Source organism: Salinimicrobium gaetbulicola (assembly GCF_042676025.1).
GTDB lineage: Bacteria > Bacteroidota > Bacteroidia > Flavobacteriales > Flavobacteriaceae > Salinimicrobium > Salinimicrobium gaetbulicola.
This window is the reverse complement of the sequence record NZ_JBHTJP010000035.1, coordinates 985679-1004188: the sequence shown is the minus strand read 5'-3', so window position 1 is coordinate 1004188 and position 18510 is coordinate 985679. Positions and strand designations below refer to the sequence as shown.

19 protein-coding genes are annotated in these 18510 nt (G+C 40.4%); 5 read left to right on the top strand and 14 right to left on the bottom strand.

The features are described from left to right. Position 1: 1 nt before the first annotated feature. The 3 genes from ACFQ1G_RS13945 to ACFQ1G_RS13935 form a co-directional block, all read right to left on the bottom strand. The gene (locus tag ACFQ1G_RS13945) at positions 2-229 is read right to left on the bottom strand and encodes a hypothetical protein (protein ID WP_380740554.1); all 228 of its coding nucleotides are present in this window, start codon (positions 227-229) and stop codon (positions 2-4) included. A gap of 20 nt (positions 230-249) precedes the next feature. After that, complete coding sequence (locus ACFQ1G_RS13940; protein WP_380740552.1) at positions 250-1617, bottom strand: MATE family efflux transporter; 1368 nt, start codon at positions 1615-1617, stop codon at positions 250-252. Positions 1618-1696: 79 nt separating this feature from the next. Next, the gene (locus ACFQ1G_RS13935) at positions 1697-3118 is read right to left on the bottom strand and encodes a M20/M25/M40 family metallo-hydrolase (protein WP_380740550.1); all 1422 of its coding nucleotides are present in this window, start codon (positions 3116-3118) and stop codon (positions 1697-1699) included. Between the two features lie 183 nt (positions 3119-3301). On the opposite strand from ACFQ1G_RS13935, the gene ACFQ1G_RS13930 reads away from it, so the two are divergent. Next, complete coding sequence (locus ACFQ1G_RS13930) at positions 3302-3892, top strand: hypothetical protein (protein WP_380740548.1); 591 nt, start codon at positions 3302-3304, stop codon at positions 3890-3892. A 3-nt stretch (positions 3893-3895) separates the two neighbouring features. Here ACFQ1G_RS13930 and ACFQ1G_RS13925 read toward each other — a convergent pair whose 3' ends face one another. The 6 genes from ACFQ1G_RS13925 to ACFQ1G_RS13900 form a co-directional block, all read right to left on the bottom strand. Continuing rightward, positions 3896-5059 carry a sigma-54-dependent transcriptional regulator gene (locus tag ACFQ1G_RS13925; protein ID WP_380740546.1) on the bottom strand — a complete coding sequence of 388 codons (1164 nt, stop codon included), beginning with the start codon at positions 5057-5059 and terminating at the stop codon, positions 3896-3898. A 148-nt stretch (positions 5060-5207) separates the two neighbouring features. After that, positions 5208-6134, bottom strand: a complete 927-nt coding sequence (locus ACFQ1G_RS13920) for a mechanosensitive ion channel family protein (RefSeq protein WP_380740544.1) — start codon at positions 6132-6134, stop codon at positions 5208-5210. Positions 6135-6136: 2 nt separating this feature from the next. Further along, complete coding sequence (locus ACFQ1G_RS13915; protein WP_380740542.1) at positions 6137-7429, bottom strand: ABC transporter permease; 1293 nt, start codon at positions 7427-7429, stop codon at positions 6137-6139. Next, on the bottom strand, positions 7422-8351 hold the full coding sequence (locus ACFQ1G_RS13910; protein ID WP_380740540.1) for an ABC transporter ATP-binding protein: 930 nt from the start codon (positions 8349-8351) through the stop codon (positions 7422-7424). Before ACFQ1G_RS13910 ends, ACFQ1G_RS13915 begins: the two co-directional genes overlap by 8 nt. Before the next feature lie 231 nt (positions 8352-8582). Next, positions 8583-9710, bottom strand: a complete 1128-nt coding sequence (gene dnaJ / locus ACFQ1G_RS13905) for a molecular chaperone DnaJ (protein ID WP_380740538.1) — start codon at positions 9708-9710, stop codon at positions 8583-8585. 34 nt (positions 9711-9744) lie between these two features. Beyond that, a complete protein-coding gene (locus ACFQ1G_RS13900; protein WP_380740536.1) occupies positions 9745-10320 on the bottom strand; it encodes a nucleotide exchange factor GrpE in 576 nt (191 codons plus the stop codon). 151 nt (positions 10321-10471) lie between these two features. Here ACFQ1G_RS13900 and ACFQ1G_RS13895 point away from each other — a divergent pair, with 151 nt between their 5' ends. Beyond that, the gene (locus ACFQ1G_RS13895; protein WP_380740534.1) at positions 10472-11155 is read left to right on the top strand and encodes a YceI family protein; all 684 of its coding nucleotides are present in this window, start codon (positions 10472-10474) and stop codon (positions 11153-11155) included. Between the two features lie 36 nt (positions 11156-11191). Here the strand turns inward: ACFQ1G_RS13895 and ACFQ1G_RS13890 are convergent, their stop codons facing one another. The 3 genes from ACFQ1G_RS13890 to ACFQ1G_RS13880 all read right to left on the bottom strand — a co-directional run bounded on the left by ACFQ1G_RS13890 (position 11192) and on the right by ACFQ1G_RS13880 (position 13346). After that, entirely contained in the window at positions 11192-12112 is a 921-nt protein-coding gene (locus ACFQ1G_RS13890) for a TIGR01777 family oxidoreductase (protein ID WP_380740532.1), read from the bottom strand. Positions 12113-12181: 69 nt separating this feature from the next. Beyond that, entirely contained in the window at positions 12182-12862 is a 681-nt protein-coding gene (gene mnmD, locus ACFQ1G_RS13885) for a tRNA (5-methylaminomethyl-2-thiouridine)(34)-methyltransferase MnmD (RefSeq protein WP_380740530.1), read from the bottom strand. Between the two features lies 1 nt (position 12863). Next, positions 12864-13346 (bottom strand): DUF4920 domain-containing protein, encoded by a 483-nt coding sequence (locus ACFQ1G_RS13880; protein ID WP_380740528.1) that lies wholly within the window; start codon positions 13344-13346, stop codon positions 12864-12866. Between the two features lie 99 nt (positions 13347-13445). On the opposite strand from ACFQ1G_RS13880, the gene ACFQ1G_RS13875 reads away from it, so the two are divergent. Beyond that, the gene (locus tag ACFQ1G_RS13875; protein ID WP_380740526.1) at positions 13446-14519 is read left to right on the top strand and encodes a branched-chain amino acid aminotransferase; all 1074 of its coding nucleotides are present in this window, start codon (positions 13446-13448) and stop codon (positions 14517-14519) included. A gap of 70 nt (positions 14520-14589) precedes the next feature. On the opposite strand, the gene ACFQ1G_RS13870 is transcribed toward ACFQ1G_RS13875, so the two are convergent. Further along, the gene (locus tag ACFQ1G_RS13870; protein WP_380740524.1) at positions 14590-14976 is read right to left on the bottom strand and encodes a pyrophosphohydrolase domain-containing protein; all 387 of its coding nucleotides are present in this window, start codon (positions 14974-14976) and stop codon (positions 14590-14592) included. Between the two features lie 35 nt (positions 14977-15011). On the opposite strand from ACFQ1G_RS13870, the gene ACFQ1G_RS13865 reads away from it, so the two are divergent. Then, entirely contained in the window at positions 15012-15203 is a 192-nt protein-coding gene (locus tag ACFQ1G_RS13865) for a hypothetical protein (RefSeq protein WP_380740522.1), read from the top strand. 80 nt (positions 15204-15283) lie between these two features. Here ACFQ1G_RS13865 and ACFQ1G_RS13860 read toward each other — a convergent pair whose 3' ends face one another. Then, positions 15284-17323 carry a dipeptidyl-peptidase 3 family protein gene (locus ACFQ1G_RS13860; protein WP_380740520.1) on the bottom strand — a complete coding sequence of 680 codons (2040 nt, stop codon included), beginning with the start codon at positions 17321-17323 and terminating at the stop codon, positions 15284-15286. Between the two features lie 158 nt (positions 17324-17481). Here ACFQ1G_RS13860 and ACFQ1G_RS13855 point away from each other — a divergent pair, with 158 nt between their 5' ends. Continuing rightward, on the top strand, positions 17482-18510 hold the full coding sequence (locus ACFQ1G_RS13855; protein WP_380740519.1) for an SRPBCC family protein: 1029 nt from the start codon (positions 17482-17484) through the stop codon (positions 18508-18510).

Below are 18510 nucleotides of genomic sequence, written 5' to 3'. Positions count from 1 at the left end.
GTTAATCTTCATAGCGGGAGATCTCCCTGTCATAAAAATCGGTTGCTTGTTGAATAAGACCTTCAGCTTCAGAAGCAAGTTCTTTTTCGTCGGAAGCATCGAAATCTTCCAGCCACTCAACCTCATCGTTCTCAAGGTTGAGAATAAATCTTGGGAATTCTGTGTGAATAATAAAGATCGCGTCCGGATAATCTGTGTTATCGCCTAGAAGGAATTTTGGAAAGTCCATAAATAGAGGAATAATATAGTTTAAACAGGAACTTCTGCGACCGCAGCTTCCTGTAGTAGTTTTTTACTTAAATAATTGAATCGAATATACAACATTAATGCTGAAGCGGTTAATCCTGCGAGCAGTCCAAACCAGATTCCCATACTGCCCATTACATCCTCTTTGCCCAGGAAAAAGGACACTGGAAAACCTATTATCCAGTAAGCTATAAAGCATATAAGAGTTGGGAATTTCACATCCTGAAGTCCGCGCAAGGCACCCAGAATTACCACCTGCAAACCGTCACTAAGCTGAAAAAGAGCCGCCACAATAAGTAATTGTGCCGCCAATAAGATCACGGCAGTATCATCAATATAAAGAGTTGGCAGCCAGTCTTTCATTAAAATGAATCCTACCGCAAAGACCGCTTCAATAATGAAAACCAGTAAAAAGGTTGAAAATGCTATTCTACGCAGGTCTTCAAAATTAGATTTCCCTTTCTGGTTTCCAACTCGAATAGTCGCTGTCACCCCAAGTCCCACGGCTATCATGAAGGTCATGGAAGCGAGATTAAGAGCGATCTGGTTGGCCGCCTGCGGGTTAGTCCCCAATGTTCCCGCCAAAAATACAGTTGCAGTAAAGATGGCTACCTCGAATAACATTTGCAAAGCAGTTGGGAATCCAAGATCAAAAAGCCTCTTAAAAATATCCATTTTAAGCAGTTCCTTTTTAGACCAGATGAAATATTGTCTGAACTTCTTTTTCCTTCTCAAGATCTCCCACACAAACCACAACATGAAGAAACGTGAAATGAGAGTTCCTGTCGCAGCTCCTTCCACTTCCATCCTGGGGAAGATCCATACTCCGTAAATAAGCAGGTAATTGAAGACCACGTTCACCACATTGGCGATCAAAGTCGCATACATTGCATATTTGGTTTGTGACAATCCATCGGCAAACTGTTTGTAAGCCTGAAAGATCATTAATGGGATCATGGAAAAGGCTACAATTTCCAGATAAGGGATTGCGAGAGCAACTACTTCGGGCGGTTGGTCAAGATGGTATAAAATAGGTTTCGCCAGTAACAACAGGATAAAAAGCAAGATCCCATTGATCCCGCACATAATGATTCCGTGGTGAAAATAGCTTTTTCCGGTCTCAATATCCCCGGCCCCATCAGCTTCGGCAATGAGCGGAGTAATGGCAAAAGAAAATCCAATCCCAAGGGAAAGGGCAATGAATACAAGGCTGTTTCCCAGTGAAACCGCAGCCAGTGGCGCAGCACCTAACTGCCCAACCATAATATTGTCTGCCAGTCCTACCAGAACATGACCTAACTGCCCAAGCATAACCGGATAGGCAATGCTGAGGTTTTTACCAAACTCTTTTGTATAGGCCGTAATGTGCACCCTTCCGATTTTTTAAGGAGGCAAAGATAAAAAGTTTATGAGAGGACGGGTATCGCAGGCCCGTTATCTTTCAATAATATTATTTCAGAATTTCTTTCGTAGTATCTATCGACTCAAATCCATAGGTATCTACCAGGTAGATCAAAGATGCCATGGTAGCTGCTCCTAATTCCAGTTCTCTTTTGTTCACCATCTCAAAAGTATCTGTTGCAGCATGATGATAGTCAAAATAACGCTGAGAATCAGGCCTTAATCCTGCAAGAACAATATTTCCATTGGCAAGTGGGCTAATATCTGCACCGGCTCCTCCAAGTTCAAAGTAGTGGATCAAATAAGGCTTAAATAGAGATTCCCAGGATTTAATTTTTTTGAACTGAGAAGGAGAAGCGTCAAACGAAAATCCTCGCGGAGTGAAACCACCGGCATCACTTTCCAGGGCGAAAATGTGATTTTCATTTTTCTGTTTTACGACCTCAGCATATTTCTTACCACCCCTTAATCCGTTTTCTTCATTCATAAATAGAACTACGCGTAAGGTTCTTTTAGGGCGGATACCACTTTCTTTGAACAGCCTCAACACTTCCATTGACTGCACTACCCCAGCTCCGTCATCGTGTGCCCCGTCTCCAAGGTCCCAGGAATCAAGGTGTCCGCCTACCACGATGATCTCGTCAGGAAACTCGCTTCCGGTGATCTCACCGATCACATTATGAGATTCTACATCTTCATAATTGCGACAGTTCATTTTATAATAAAACTTCATTTCAGGATCAAGTTTCAGAATACTGCTTAGGTATTCTGCATCCTGAGTGCTGATCGCCGCAGCCGGAATTCGCTGTTCATTAGGAAGATCCCCATAGGTCATAGAACCGGTGTGAGGATTATCGTCAATTTTATGAGACATGGAACGAACGATCACTCCTGCCGCACCATATTTTGCTGCTTCCATAGCCCCCGCATATCTTTGGTCCACACATCCGCCGTAAGCTTCAAAAGTGTGGATTAGGTCGGCTTGCATTGGGCGGTTATAGAATACGATCTTTCCTTCTATCTGTTCCTTACCATATCTTTCAAGATCCTTCAGCCCCTGCACTTCGATCACTTTTGCCCGCAAACCTGTTTCAGGTGTAGCTACAGATCCTCCTAAAGCCGTAATATTTACAACTTGAGTTGGACCTTCAGACGGTTGTACATAAGCATATTCCTTAGCGCCACGTGTCCATTTTGGAACCATTACCGGCTGAAGCCATACCTTATCCAGGCCCAGTTGTTCCAATTCAGCTTTCGTATATTCTACAGCACGGGCAGCATTGACAGAACCGGATAACCTTCCTCCAATCTTATTAGAAAGGTGATCCAGCCAGGCATAACTCTTCCCGTTCATTAAAGACATATCATACATCTTCCTTATATTCATAGAATCCTGTTCTCTAAGGGACATTTGTGCACTGGCAGAAAAGGCAATTAACAGTACTGTAATTATTGAAATTATATTTTTCATAATGGAAATCTTCAAAATCTGTTCAATTAAGGAAAACAAAAATAAAAAACCATTCCAAAGACTTACTTATTTCGTTGATTTATTGATTATTTTTTAACCTTCTGCCTTGTTGAGGATTATTAAAGTGATAAGGCAGCTCTCAATTATTGCTATTTTTTTATCTTTCGGCAAAATTTAAAAGCCTTGGACAAACAACAAATCATCGAAAATGTTTCTATACTCCTTCAGGAGATCCCTACCTCTATGGAGATCGTGAAAGATGATCATAAAAAGGAAAAAAGATTCAGATATCTGGCAAAACACATGGTTGAAAAAGCCATTGAAAAGGATGCTTTGATCGTATCTGATGACGGAAAGGGAATAGCTATTCTTTTTAGAACCAACAGTAAGGACAAGAGTTTTTTCAAAGATCTGATCCAGGACCTTAAATTGGCCATTAACGTAACCGGAATAAAAAAGGGTCTAAAGGCCATGAAAACTCAGGGCTACGTGAAAAGTCAGCGTCCTAAGGAAGGTGATTACCTATATTGCTGGTTCTGGGGAATTATTTCTGACGCCCGCGGAAGTGACGACAGTAAGACCGCCTATAATATGAAAAATAGGTTCTACGAGATCGCTAAGGATTTACAACTTCCTATTTATGCTGAAACAAGAATTCGCAGAATTAGTCTTGCATACCGTCGTTACGGTTTTGAGCTTTTCAACGAATGGGATCACCCAAGTGGCGACAAAATGTATTTTTTAAGATATTTTCCGCCGCCAAAAGAAAGCTAATGGCTATTTACTGGCGAAAAGACGCACATCTTCTTCGCTCACCTGATCTCCACCGAGAATAATAAGGCGTTCCACGACATTCCTGAGTTCACGAATGTTTCCGGTCCAGTTATATTCTTTCAGTAATTTAAGGGCTGCTTCAGAAAAGGTTTTTTGATTGACGCCCTGCTCCTCTGATATCTTTTCTGAAAAGAAATTCACCAGAAGTGGGATATCATCACGCCTGTCATTTAATGCAGGAACTTTGATCAATATAACCGCCAGCCTGTGATACAGATCTTCCCGGAATTTCTTTTCCTCGATCTCTTTTTTCAGGTCTTTATTGGTTGCGGCGATCACCCTTACATTTACTTTAATATCCTTGTCACTACCCACCCTTGAGATCTTACTTTCCTGTAGGGCGCGCAATACTTTTGCCTGAGCCGAAAGACTCATGTCTCCCACCTCATCTAAAAATATAGTCCCGCCGTTTGCGGCTTCAAACTTTCCCGCTCTGTCTTTATTTGCAGAAGTAAAGGCTCCTTTCACATGACCAAAAAGTTCACTTTCTATTAATTCTGAAGGGATCGCTGCACAGTTCACTTCTATCATTGGTCCTCCGGACCGTTCACTTTTTTGATGCAGCCAGTGAGCTACTAATTCTTTACCCGTTCCGTTAGGACCTGTGATGAGCACCCTTGCATCTGTAGGAGCCACCTTTTCAATGATATCCTTGATCTTTTTGATAGGCTCAGACTCACCTATCATTTCAAAGTTCTTGCTTACCTTTTTCTTTAAACGGGTGTTTTCAACAACCAGTTCTTTTCTGTCAAGAGCATTGCGTACAGTATTCAAAAGTCGGTTTAGATCAGGTGGTTTTGAAATATAGTCAAACGCACCAAGTCTCATGGTATTTACAGCGGTATCAAGATCTCCATGCCCGGAGATCATTACGATAGGTACTTCGGGTTTAAGCTTTTTCACGGCTTCCAGCACCTCAACCCCGTCCATTTTTGGCATTTTTATGTCACAAAGTACCAGGTCGTAATCATTCTCCCTGATCTTTTCAACTCCTTCCAGACCATCTGCAGCTTCCTCTACCTCATAATTATTGTTTTCTTCAGTAAGGATCTTGATCAATACCCTACGGATCGCTGCTTCATCTTCTATTAAAAGTATTTTTGACATGGTCTGTTAGTTTAAAAATTATTCTTTTGAGGAACTCCTTCCGAAGCACCTTTTCAGAATTGAATAATAACAATATTTAGTCTCTTGCTTAAGAGGAAACTATTAAAAATTTTATAAAAATCTCTTTGCATTCTGGTAGTGAAATTCCCTATTCCGATCCATTATTTTCGGAAGGAGGGCTCATTTTCGCACTGCGATCGAAAAAATGCACATCTCTTTGCGGGAATGGGATCGTAACCTTGTGCTCCCTGAACTTCTGATCGATCTTGTAACGCACCTGACTTTTTATCTTAGGATCAACAAAACTATCGGTTACAAAGAAATTCACTGAAAAGACAAGAGCCGAATCTCCGAACTCTTCAAAAAGGACAAACGGACTTGGTTTTTTGGTGATCCCGGCCTGTTCATTTACACATTCCAAAAGCAGTTCTTTGACCAGTGCAGTATCACTTCCGTAGGCAACTCCAACCCGCACCAATTCTCGTGTGGTTCTGTGGTTTTGGGTAAAATTCAGGATGATCTCACTTGTGAATTTATGATTCGGAATGATCATCACTTTATCATCGCGTGTAAGCAGTCGGGTTGTTCTTAGCTTGATATCGATCACCCGGCCCACTCTTCCTTCCATTTCGACCACATCGCCAACGAGCAGAGACTTATCTACTATAATAAAAAGTCCCCCGATAATATCCTGAAAAAGTTCCTGAAGGGCAAGACCCAAACCAACGAAGAGGGCTGCCGATGCGGTAAGTAAAATGGTAATATCGATCCCGGCCGAACTTAGCGTGACTATAATTACAATGACGTATACCAGATACCTGATAAACTTAAAGACACTAATGAATTTTAATTTATCGGGCTCTTCTAATTTTCGGGTAAAAAAGAGTCTTACCCCGCGCATTACAATATTTGTAAGAAGAAAGGCAACCACCACCAGTAAAACCACCCATACGGTAATTTTAATAGGGTTTTGATCGGTACCGGCATCAATGAGCGTGAAGTTCAGGAAATCCTGAACGGTTCCCCAAATATCTTCTTCGATCACTTCTTTTACCTGGTTAACTCCTTCTTGCATGGTTAGTATTTAAGCCATTTATATAATTCCTTATAGCCCGGTTTCTTACCATACATCAAAATACCAACTCTATATATTTTTGCTGCCACCCACACAGTTCCGGCTATACTCAGGATCAATAAAGTTATGGATAAAGTCAGCTCCCACCAAGTTACTCCAAAAGGAATTCTCATGAGCATCACAATTGGTGAGGTCAACGGGATCATCGAAAACACCGTGGAGATCACTCCGTGAGGATTTTCAATTACAGAAAAGAATCCCACGTAAATACCCAGCATTAACGGAAGTATCAACGGCAGCATAAATTGTTGCGTATCTGTCTCACTGTCTACTGCCGCGCCAATGGCCGCATAAATAGAACTGTAAAGGAAATAACCTCCTATAAAATATACCAGGAAACTCAGCAAAATGGTGAGCATGGGCAGTTTTGCGATATCGACGATCAACTGCTGAAGATCATTTTCCAAAATTTGATCTACGGCCTGTTGTTGCGGACTGTGAACTGCGGCAATATCCACCCCGGCTATCGAAGAGGCTACGGTCAACATTATTCCTCCTAAGATCACCCAGATCACAAATTGAGTAATTCCGGCCAAAGAAGTTCCCAGGATCTTCCCCAACATAAGATGAATGGGCTTAACCGAAGAGATAATGATCTCAATGATCCTGTTGGTCTTCTCCTCGATCACACTGCGCATCACCATATTTCCGTAGATGATAATGAACATCATCAATAAATAACCAGCCGCCCCGCCAAAGAACATCTTCACGTAATTTGACATTTTAGAAGTTCTTTCTCCGGAAAAATTCTGGATTGAAATATCAATATTAGTATCTGATTCTTTTATTAGATCCACATCAATGCCCCGCTCCTGAAGCTTCATATTGGTAAGCTTATTTCCAATGGCCTTTTCAATATCTGTCAAAAATCCGAAGGCAGGAGCTTCCTTCGCAAAAAATTGAATTTCGGGCATATCAAGCCCGTCTAACTTCGGAATATGTAAAAGTCCGTAATACTCTTTTTCCTCCACCAGGAGCTTGGCCTCATCAAGCGCGATTTGAGAAAGGTCTATAAACCTGATCTCTTCTGAAGTTTGAAAATCTGAAACAAATAGACCGCTTTCATCACTTACAGCCACTATGCGTTGCTCATCTTTATTTAAGCTTGCCAGGTAGGCGATCAATAAGATCATTCCCACAAGGATTAAAGGGCTTAAAAAGGTCATTATAACAAAGGTTTTATTTCTCACCCTTGCTAAATACTCCCTTTTGATGATCAATTTAAGATTACGCATTTGTGGTAACGGTTTTTATGAAAATATCATTTACGGAAGGGATCACCTCCACGAAATGGTTCACCTGTGCCCTGGATGTAAGATACACCAACAGATCATTTGGCGAAGCGTTCTCTTCAATTTGAATTCGAAGTTTCAGATCCTGGTTAATACTTTTAAAAGATGTGCCTGAAATAGTGAATTTTTGACTCAACTCCTTCCGAAGCAATTCAGGATCATTGACACCAAGGCCAACTTCAAAAGTATTGGATTTATATTCTCTTTTGATCGCCGAAACCTTCCCGTCCAGCAATTTATTCCCTTTATGGATCAAAGCCATATATTCACATAGCTCTTCAACACTTTCCATGCGATGTGTGGAAAAAAGGATAGTAGCGCCTTCATCTCTTAACTGAAGGATCTCATCTTTGATTATATTGGCATTTACAGGGTCAAATCCGCTGAAAGGTTCATCGAAGATCAACAACTTAGGCCTGTGCAGAACAGTAACAACGAATTGTACTTTTTGAGCCATCCCTTTTGAGAGCTCTTGTATTTTTTTATTCCACCAGTGCTCAATTTCCAGCTTTTCAAACCAGTATTTTAAGCGCGCTTTGGCTTCGGATTTTGACAAGCCTTTCAACTGTGCAAGATAAAGGGCTTGCTCTCCCACTCTCATGGATTTATACAAACCTCTTTCTTCCGGAAGGTACCCTATATGCTGGATGTCATCTGGTCGCAATAAATGACCATCCAGCATTATTTTTCCTTTACTGGGAAGTATGATCTGGTTTATGATTCGTATGAAAGTGGTTTTTCCCGCACCGTTAGGGCCTAACAGCCCAAAAATGCTGCCTCTTGGGATCTCAAGAGATATATTGTTGAGTGCAGTAAATTCTCCGAAAGTCTTTGAGATACTTTCTGCAACCAATAGATTATCCATAAAAGAGGTTTGGCGTAAATGTATTGAAATATTAAAAATCGAATTTTAAAATTGGGAAGATTTTAATATTTGAAGACAAGCTACAGATTTTAAAAATTTATGAGCCAAAAAAACAAAACCCACCCTTAATTGCTTAAGGATGGGAAAAAAATTGCTATGAAAAAGAAAAATTATCACTAATCTTAATTAGTGATGCTCAAATATATGTAAAAATTTTTTAACATTCTTACATTATGTAAACATATCTTTAACTTTTTCAAAAAATGATTTATCCGATTTTTCAGGCTTTGGCTGGAAATGTTCATCATTCGCCATTCGCTCGAAAAATTCTCTTTGTTCACGACTAAGTGTTTTTGGAGTCCACACATTCACATGCACTAAAAGATCTCCTTTTCCGTACCCGTTGATACTTGGGATACCTTTTCCGCGAAGTCGTAATATCTTACCAGACTGCACTCCTTCATCAATTTTGATACGAACTTTACCTGTCACCGTATCGATCTCTCTTGAGGTACCTAAAGTTGCTTCAGAGAAACTGATGTAAAGATCATAATGCAGGTTATCCCCTTCTCGCTGCAAAGCCGGATGTTCTTTCTCTTCAATGGCAACCAAAAGGTCTCCCGGCACTCCGTTACCCGGAGCTTCATTACCTTTTCCTGAAACCTTAAGCTGCATGCCTTCTACTACCCCGGCCGGAATCTTGATCGAAACAGTCTCTTCCTTCATGATCAATCCCTGAGCATCTGCATCTGCCGGTTTGTGCTCAATGGTTTGACCACTTCCGCCACATGAGGTACAGGGAGAAGCTGTTTGCATCCTACCTAAAATGGTATTTGTGACACGGGTAACCTGACCGCTACCATGACAGGTAGGACAGGTCTTGTAAGTAGTATCTTTCGCCTGAATCTTACGTTTTACTTTTATTTTCTTTTCAACGCCGTTAGCGATTTCCTCGAGAGTAAGCGCTACTCGAATTCTAAGGTTACTACCTTTCATTCTGCGCTGGCCGCCACCGCCGCCAAAACCACCGAAACCGGAAAATCCGCCACCTCCACCAAAGGCACCGCCGAAAATATCTCCGAACTGGCTGAAAATATCATCCATGTTCATTCCGCCACCGCCGCCACCGAAGCCGCCTTCGAATGCCTGGTGACCAAATCTGTCATACCTGGCGCGCTTATCTTCATTACTAAGAACCTCGTATGCTTCAGCAGCTTTTTTGAACATTTCTTCTGCTTTGGCATCTCCCGGATTTTTATCGGGATGATATTCTATAGCTTTTTTACGATAAGCCTTTTTGATCTCGGCCGTAGTCGCGTTCTTGCTTAGTCCTAATATTTCGTAATAATCCTGTTTCATTGTAAATTCTTGTTCTAGATTTTAATGGTACAAACTACTTCCCTGTCACCACTTTTGGGTAGCGGATGATTCGGTCACCCAGTTTATATCCTTTTTCTACTACGTCAACAATCTTGCCTTTTAATTTATCTGAAGGAGCAGGAATTTGAGTAATAGCCTCGTGGATATCGGCATCAAAGGAATCTCCCTCTTTCACCTCCACTAACTCCAGACCTTTTGAACGTAGTGTTTCTTTTAATTTATTGTGAATAAGTTCCACACCCTTCAATAGATTTTTATCTTTTGCCTTTGCAATTTCATTATTGGCACGATCAAAATCATCAAGTACCGGAAGTAAGGCCGCGATCACATCTTGACCTGCGGTCTTGAACATTTCTACACGCTCCTTGCTGGTGCGTCTTTTATAATTTTCGAATTCGGCAAATAGTCTAAGGAACTTATCCTTCTCTTTCTCAAGATCGGCTTTAAGCTGTTCTTTTTCTGAGGTTTCCTCTTCTGCACCCGATTCCTTCTCTTCTACTTCCTCTATAGCGTCATCAAGTATTTCCTCTACCTGATCTTTGATATTCTCTTCTGAAATATTTTCTTCGTTATGGTCTTTTTCGCTCATTTTTCGATATTATTTATTTCCTTGAACTATTAGACAAAAGTGCTGCCAATAAATGCTAAATGTCAAAATGTCACAGAAAAAAATTAGTACTTCTTTAAGATTTTTCAAACGTCAAAAATCTAATTTTGACCGTTGAAATAAAAACGAAATAATGATCATGAAGAAAAAAGCTTTAAATCTGGTTCTAATTGCCGGTATCGCAATAGGCTCCATCGCCTGCAAGAACGACAAAAAAGAAATTGTTGAAACCAGAGATACTCAGGAAGCAACTGTTTCCGCAGAAGATGCGGAAAATTATAAAATAAACACTAATGCCTCCACTATTACCTGGAAAGGCACCAAACCAACCGGGGAACACGTAGGCACTATTAACATTCAAAAAGGGACAATTTCAGCTACTTCAGAAAAGGTCACCGGCGGAAATGTTGTTATTGATATGAATTCTATTACAGTGACTGACGAAGGTATGGAGGAAAAAAAACGCACCAACCTTGAGAATCACCTTAAAGGAACGGTTGAAGGAAAAGAAAACCACTTTTTTAACGTGGAGAAATATCCAACCGCCACTTTCGAGATCACCGGTATTACCGAAGAAGAAGGAAAAAAGATGTTGCAAGGCAATCTTACCATTAAGGAAGACACTAAAAACATCCACGTTCCGGTGAAAACCACCGTTACAGGAGATGAGATATTAATTGAAAGCGAAAGCTTTACTATTGACAGAACAGACTGGAAAGTGAATTATGGTTCAAAATCTGTTTTTGACGACCTGGGGGATAGTTTCATCAATGATGATATTGAGCTTAGCATCTTAGTAAAAGCAAAGAAAGCTTAGATCAAATAAAATCACCTAACCAACCAGAAAAACCGGCTATGCGCCGGTTTTTTCTTTTAACAGATCTCTTAAAGCCCTTTCCAGATTGATATAATGAAAAGTAAATCCGGTTTCATTTATTTTTTTACTAGACACCAACTGGCTGCTTAGTATTATCTGTGACATTTCACCCATGGAAATTTTCAAGACAGGAGCCGGCACATTTGGCAACCATGTTTTTTTACCCATGATTTTAGCCAACTGCTCGGTTAAAGTCTTGTTGGTTACCGGGTTTGGAGCTACGGCATTATAGACCCCCGTTAAGCCTTCCTTTAAAATATGAAGAAAGATTCTGGAGAGATCTTCAATATGGATCCAGGATTGCCATTGTTTCCCGCTTCCCAGGGCAGCGCCAAGATTGTACTTAAAAGGTTTCTGCATCTGGGCCAAAGCCCCGCCTTTATTTGAAAGCACCAGTCCAATTCTTACTTTAGCCACTCTCAATCCCAGGTCATTAAATTGGTCAGCCGCAGCTTCCCACCGCTGGGTTACTTTTCCCAGAAATGAATCATCTACTTTCCTGTCATCTTCGGTGTGCATTTTTTGAAAGGAACTTTCATAAATCCCTACCGCACTTGCAGAGATCAATTGGCCAACTTCGTGCGAATTTTCGCTCAAAGTCTTGTGGAGTAAGTTTAATGAATCCACACGGCTATTAAGAATATTGGCTTTCGCCTTTTTTGTCCAGGGCTGAAATACATTTGCACCGGCCAGATTAATAATAGTGCCGACACGCTCAAAACAACGGGTATCAATCTCACCGGTTGAAGGATTCCAGTAAAAACCACGGTAATTATCTTGGTCTTCCAACTTGTTTTTACTAGTAGAAAGATAACTCACCTTCATCCCATTTTCATGGCATAATTCGGTGATCTTCTTTCCTATTAAACCAGTTGCACCCGTAATTAAAACCCTCATTTTTATTTTAAAATTAGAAAATTACCAAAGAAAGACTTCTTTGATTATCAAATGTTTAACAACCGAAATTTATGGATTTTTTCTCGTCGCCCGAAGCATTTCTCTTTTTCCGGGAGGCCCGGGAAGTCGTTCCACCAAAAAGCCAACTGCTTGCATGGCTCGCCTCACGTCTCCTTTTGCTGAATAAGTAACCAGCACCCCATCATCCTTCAATGCCCGGTACATTAGAGAAAAGATCTTTTCGGTCCAAAGATCTGGCTGAACCCGGGGTCCAAAAGCATCAAAGTAAATAAGATCATAAGCTCCTTCTGCTCTAATATCACTAAAAAACATCTGTTGCTTCTGAAGGTTGAAAAAAGCAGAAATCTCTACTCTTTTGCTCCATTCCGCGTCGTGTATTGATTTGAACACCTCTGAAGCTTCCTTATTTGAAATAACTTCGGAATAATCTAAAGCTTCCAATTCTTTTGAAGAAACTGGATAGGCTTCCACACCGGTGTAATCAACTGACACCCCTGCTCCTTCCGCTTCAAAATAAGTCAACAGCGCATTCAAACCGGTACCGAAACCTATTTCAAGAATCGATAGAGCCTGCGCATCCGTCTTTTCCAGGAAATGATGAAATCCGGTTTTAAGAAAAACGTGCTTAGCCTCCTGCAATGCACCATGTTTGGAATGATAATGCTCATTCCACTCGGGTAAGTATATTGTTGACGAACCGTCTCCGGTTTTAATTATTTCTCTTTTCAAATTATTTTTTGATCTTGACCCCATCAGCAATGAAAGACAAGGTCTTTTTTGGTTTTACAATCTTTTCGATTTCTTCACGGCTGGCTCCGGCATCTTCAGCGTAATGACGCTGGTCCTCTACCGACATTTCTTCCACATAAGCCTCGCCATTCACGATCACTTCTTTTCCTCCAATATCTTTAGGAACAAAAAATGCATAATCTTTGAATTTTACCATAACCTCTTCCTCATTATCAAGATTAAGTTTCATCCAGCAGCCTTTATTTTCACATACCGAATTCACCTCTGCCTTAAAACTGGCATTTAAGGTGTCTCCGGCCTTCAGATCCTGGTAGTTTTGATACATATGCGAAGAACTTAAAATTTTTTCTGTGTTGATTGGAGTTCCAACCGAAATATATTCACCAGTATTTTCCTGAGCTGTAATTACAGAACTTATGCTCGTCAACAGAATAGTTACCAGCAGTAAAATAAGTTTTCTCATCATATTGAAGTTTTAGACCTTAAAATATGATAAAATTAGTCATTTAACGGCTTTAATAACCGTATTAAATTCGGTAAATTTGCACAAATATGTTATAACATGAAAAATGGTTTACCAGACGCAATCGATGTAGTAGAGGCAAAAACCTCTAAAATCGATGCTGTTGATTTTGAGAATTTAGTTTTTGGAAATGTATTTACTGACCACATGATGATTTGTGATTATGTGAACGGTGAATGGCAGAATCCAGTTATTAAGCCTTATGGCCCCATAGAACTTGAACCATCTGCGAAAGTATTCCATTACGGCCAGGCAATCTTTGAAGGAATGAAAGCCTTTAAGGATGACCAGGACCAGGTATGGCTTTTTAGACCTGAAGATAACTTCAACCGATTTAATAAATCTTCTGTTCGCCTTGCAATCCCTGAATTTCCAAAGGAATTTTTCTTTGAAGGATTAGAAACCCTGCTGAATTTAGACAGGGATTGGATCAAAAAAGGATTCGGAAATTCGCTTTACATAAGACCTTTTGTGATCGCAACAGAGTCTGGAGTTTCAGCTTCCCCTTCAAAAAGTTATAAATTCATGATCATTTGCTCCCCTGCTAAAGCTTATTACAGCGGAGAAGTGCGAGTAGTATTTGCAGAAAAGTTCAGCCGTGCGGCCGATGGTGGTGTAGGTTATGCAAAAGCTGCCGGAAACTACGGAGCTCAATTCTATCCAACCAACCTGGCAAAAGAAGAAGGATATCAACAAATAGTCTGGACAGATGCCAATACTCATGAATACCTGGAAGAAGCCGGTACCATGAATATCTTCTTTAGAGTTGGAGATAAACTTCTTACCGCGCCTACCAGTGATCGAATCCTTGATGGGGTCACCAGAAAATCTGTCATAACCCTTGCAGAAGAACATGGAATTCCAGTGGAGGTAAGAAGAGTAAAAGTTCAGGAGATCGTGGAGGCTGCAGAAAAAGGTGAATTAAAAGAAATTTTTGGGGCCGGTACAGCAGCGACCATCAATCCGGTTAAAGGATTTGGTCATCAGGGTAAAAAATTCGAGCTTCCAGAATTGGAGGATTCATATGCGACTTTCTTCAAAAAAGAGCTTATGAACATTCAGTACAACAAGTCTGAAGATAAATACGGATGGAGATATCTTGTCAAAAATTAAAATCTAAATAACAATATCTCAAATATTAAAGTCGGAATAGATTCTATCTCTTCCGACTTTTTTTTTACCATTAGCTCTCTAGAATAGGCTTCAGTTGCGGCTCAAAATAATCAGGACCCTTCAGTACTTTTCCATCGTCACGGTAGAGAGGCTTGCCATCAGCCCCCAATTTACTCATATTACTACGCTGAATTTCTTCAAAAACCTCTTCTATTTTGTGTTGCATTCCATGTTCAAGGATGGTTCCGCAAAGAATATAGAGCATATCTCCCAGGGCATCTGCCACCTCAACAAGGTCTCCGGCATTGGCCGCTTGGAGGTATTCCTCATTTTCTTCTTTCATCAATTCAAATCTCAACCTGTTTTTGGCGGTACCAAGATTGGCTGTTGGCTGTTGTTCAATTCCCAATCCAAAAGCTGTGTGAAACTCCCGGACGGCATCTAATCTTTTTTTCATCTTAATACTTTAACTTCGCAATAAATTTAAGATAAATGGATTTTACCACCGGACAAATTGTTTTCGCTGTTCTTTTCTTCCTGACATTTGTTGTGATCATCTTCTTCAGCTACCGGAAAGATTTAAAATTGCACCGAAAATATTATAAAGGAACGCTTTATATCCTGATCGGATTTTTAATGTTTATAGGGCTCCTTTTTGTGATCAAATCTTTTCTGAAGTCTTAATACTTCCGAAGAAAAACCTATTAAAACAAAACCGCCACTTCTTTCGAAGTGGCGGTCTTTTTATAAATATTTCTGACTGATTAGTTCTCTAAAGGAAGAACGTCAAAATTTTCAGAGTAGTGAAGCATTTGTTCTTCAAAGCTTGCAGGCTGAACCACTTTGATCGAAACGATCTCATCGTTCTCATCCATTTCAGGAACCAGAACAGGATTTACAAATCCGCTGTAAGGAGCTGATTTGAACTGCTCATTTCTTTTAAGCACCTCTTTGTGGATATCCTGATCTACCTTAACCCCGTAATTTTCAACAAGATCCTTAGCTGCCTGGTAATCACCTTCAGACTTGATTCTCTGAGTTTCTTTCAACAACTGTCCAAAAAGATCCCGTAAAGCTGCGTAGTCTTTAATATCGAAATAGGTTTTACCATCTTTGGAAACCTTCTCTATCACACCATTTTCTGCACCTTTTTCAAATACCCAGGCGCTTACCCATTGGCGGTTACGCATGTGAGCTTCTTCAACATCTGCTCCCTGCTCCAATCTGATAAGCTGAGTCATAAGTCCGTTTCTGATATACCCATCGTAAGCAGCTTTTCCTACCTTCATGTGGTCATCTACAAGACCAAGCTCCTCAAGCTTAGGATCCATCAAGTAATATAACCCAACAAGGTCGGCTCTTCCTTCTTCTAAAGTAGATGCGTAACTCTTAAGAGTTTCTTTTGTCTCACCAACTCCAGGATTCAATTGACCTGAAGCGTGACCTACTACTTCATGAAGAGCAGTGTGTAATTTATCGGCTAATTGACCGTACTCTTTTTCAAGAGCTACCTCTTCCTCGTCATGAGCAAATTCTTCTAATCTACCGGTAGTTCCGGCGTTATTGTAAGAATTGATAATATTACCTAAAGAAACAGATTTACTTCCATGGGCCTTTCTGATCCAGTTAGAGTTTGGAAGGTTCACACCAATTGGAGTACTTGGAGACGCATCACCAGCTTCTCCAGCAACGATCACAGTTTTGTAAGTCACACCTACCACCGAATCTTTTTTGTGCTCATCCATTAATGGAGCGTTATCCTCAAACCACTGTACATTTTCTTCCAATACTTGCATTTTTTTGCTCATATCAAAATCCTTGATCTGTACGATAGTCTCGTAAGATCCTCTGTACCCAAGCGGGTCATTATAAACTTCAATAAAACTGTTGATGTAATCAATATTCCCTTCGGTAGCTTCTACCCATGCGATATTGTAATCATCCCACGTCTTTAAATCTCCAGTCTTGTAATAGTCGATCAACAGACCTAAAGCGTTAGCCTGCTTTTCATTTTCAGCTACACCTTTAGCTTTTTCTAACCAGAAAGTGATCTTGTCAATTGCCTCTCCATACATTCCTCCACTCTTCCAGGTTTTCTCTACAAGCTGACCGTTTTCTTTAACCAACTTAGAGTTCAATCCATAAGCAAGAGGTTTTTCAGGATTCGGCGACTGTTTCTTTGCATAGAATGCAGCTACATCATCTGCTGTAACACCTTCTCCGTAGAAATTCACTGCCGAACCTTCTACAAGTCCTTTTGACTCATCAAGGTTTACTTTTTTACTGTCCTTATCATTGAAGATAACTTCATAAGGCTCTCCGGTAAGTTCGGTTCCTGTTTCAGCAAGTAATGTGTCAAAGTACTCTTTACTGAACGCAGGCTTGATCTTATCCATTGAGTAATGGTGGTGAATACCATTTGAGAACCAAACTCTCTTTAAATAAGTTTCAAAGGCATTCCACTCTTCGGAAGATTTATCACCTTCATAGTTGGAATAAATATTCTCTAAAGCTTCACGGATCTTAAGGTTGTGTTTGTAGTTTTGATCCCAGATGATATCTCTTCCGCTAAGACCGGCCTGGGTTAGATAATAAACAAGTTTTTGCTCTTGTAAACTCAAATTTTCCCATCCCGGAATTTGGTAGCGCAAAACTTTGATATCGGCGAACTCGTCAACCAAATATTCAAAATCATCTGTTTGTGCAACTTTTTCCGTTTTTGCCGACTTGTCTTCATTAGAGTCAGCACAGGAAAAGAAAATCGTTGATGCCAGTAGAAGCATCAATAAAAATTTAATTTTCATTTGTTAGGGTTTTAATTTTAGTATTGGTATTAAATCGCCGGGTTTAAGGTTTAATCCCGGCTTTAGAAATACTCTTTTAATTAGAAACAAATGTAAGAATTACCATCAAGCAAAATAACTATATTAGCGTATTAATCTAACAAACCTGCCTGATAACCATGAAAATCATAAAGTATCTCTTTTTCCTGTTCCTCATAGTATTTATAGCCGGTTCAATTTATGTGGCCACCAAGGACGGTGACTATTCTGTTGAGTCAAGTAAAGTAATAAATGCACCCGCTCCATTATTGTTCAAAGAGGTGGCAGATCTTTCAAACTGGAAGTCATGGAATGCCTGGGATGAACAAAAGGAGATCAACATGGATGTTTCAGAAGAACCTACCGGTGAAGGTGCAGAATTCAGTTGGACGGCAGATGAAATAAGAGATGGTAAGATCACTACCCTTTCCACCATTCCATATAGCAAGATCGAACAATCCTTAGTTTTGGAAACCAGTACCGGGGAAGCAACCGGAAAGATCATCTGGAGTTTTGAAGCCGTGGATGAACAAACCCGGGTAACCTGGCAAATGTCAGGCTCTCAGTCTTTCAAAGAAAAACTGGCTTTTACGATTCAGGAAAAGGATTTCACGGAGATCTTTCAACCTATTTTCGAACAAGGTCTCCAAAACTTAGAAGAAAATGTGATTCGCAGAATGGAAGAATATTCCATCAATGTTGACGGCATCACCGAGCATGGTGGAGGTTATTATATGTATACAACTACTGCTGCCAAACTTGGCGAAGTCAACGCAAGGGCGTCAAAAATGATCTCCCAGGTGAGCGTTTATATGGACGACAACAATATTTCAATAAGCGGAAAACCTTTTATCATTTACAATCAGCGGGATGAAAGAAATAACTCTTCCATTTTTTCAGCGGCAGTGCCAACTCCAAGTCAGGTGATCACCCCATCGGGCAGCCCCGTCTTAAATGGTTACCTGGCTCCGCAAAAAGTGGTGAAAACAACCCTTAAGGGTCACAATAAAAATGCTGCGGAAGCCTGGGAAAAAACCTATCGTTATATCGAAGAGAACGGATTAGAGGTTGACCCGCGAGGCCAGGCCTTTGAAATTTTCATCACTAATCCACTCGAGGTTGAAAATCCTGCCCTATGGGTCACTGAAATTTACATTCCGGTTCAATAA

Bases quoted from the DNA above. Each gene is read 5' to 3' on its own strand.
- ACFQ1G_RS13945 (WP_380740554.1), bottom strand. From the start codon at position 229: ATGGACTTTCCAAAATTCCTTCTAGGCGATAACACAGATTATCCGGAC.
- ACFQ1G_RS13935 (WP_380740550.1), bottom strand. From the start codon at position 3,118: ATGAAAAATATAATTTCAATAATTACAGTACTGTTAATTGCCTTTTCT.
- ACFQ1G_RS13925 (WP_380740546.1), bottom strand. From the start codon at position 5,059: ATGTCAAAAATACTTTTAATAGAAGATGAAGCAGCGATCCGTAGGGTA.
- ACFQ1G_RS13920 (WP_380740544.1), bottom strand. From the start codon at position 6,134: ATGCAAGAAGGAGTTAACCAGGTAAAAGAAGTGATCGAAGAAGATATT.
- ACFQ1G_RS13915 (WP_380740542.1), bottom strand. From the start codon at position 7,429: ATGCGTAATCTTAAATTGATCATCAAAAGGGAGTATTTAGCAAGGGTG.
- ACFQ1G_RS13910 (WP_380740540.1), bottom strand. From the start codon at position 8,351: ATGGATAATCTATTGGTTGCAGAAAGTATCTCAAAGACTTTCGGAGAA.
- dnaJ (WP_380740538.1), bottom strand. From the start codon at position 9,710: ATGAAACAGGATTATTACGAAATATTAGGACTAAGCAAGAACGCGACT.
- ACFQ1G_RS13900 (WP_380740536.1), bottom strand. From the start codon at position 10,320: ATGAGCGAAAAAGACCATAACGAAGAAAATATTTCAGAAGAGAATATC.
- ACFQ1G_RS13895 (WP_380740534.1), top strand. From the start codon at position 10,472: ATGATCATGAAGAAAAAAGCTTTAAATCTGGTTCTAATTGCCGGTATC.
- ACFQ1G_RS13890 (WP_380740532.1), bottom strand. From the start codon at position 12,112: ATGAGGGTTTTAATTACGGGTGCAACTGGTTTAATAGGAAAGAAGATC.
- ACFQ1G_RS13880 (WP_380740528.1), bottom strand. From the start codon at position 13,346: ATGAGAAAACTTATTTTACTGCTGGTAACTATTCTGTTGACGAGCATA.
- ACFQ1G_RS13875 (WP_380740526.1), top strand. From the start codon at position 13,446: ATGAAAAATGGTTTACCAGACGCAATCGATGTAGTAGAGGCAAAAACC.
- ACFQ1G_RS13870 (WP_380740524.1), bottom strand. From the start codon at position 14,976: ATGAAAAAAAGATTAGATGCCGTCCGGGAGTTTCACACAGCTTTTGGA.
- ACFQ1G_RS13865 (WP_380740522.1), top strand. From the start codon at position 15,012: ATGGATTTTACCACCGGACAAATTGTTTTCGCTGTTCTTTTCTTCCTG.
- ACFQ1G_RS13860 (WP_380740520.1), bottom strand. From the start codon at position 17,323: ATGAAAATTAAATTTTTATTGATGCTTCTACTGGCATCAACGATTTTC.
- ACFQ1G_RS13855 (WP_380740519.1), top strand. From the start codon at position 17,482: ATGAAAATCATAAAGTATCTCTTTTTCCTGTTCCTCATAGTATTTATA.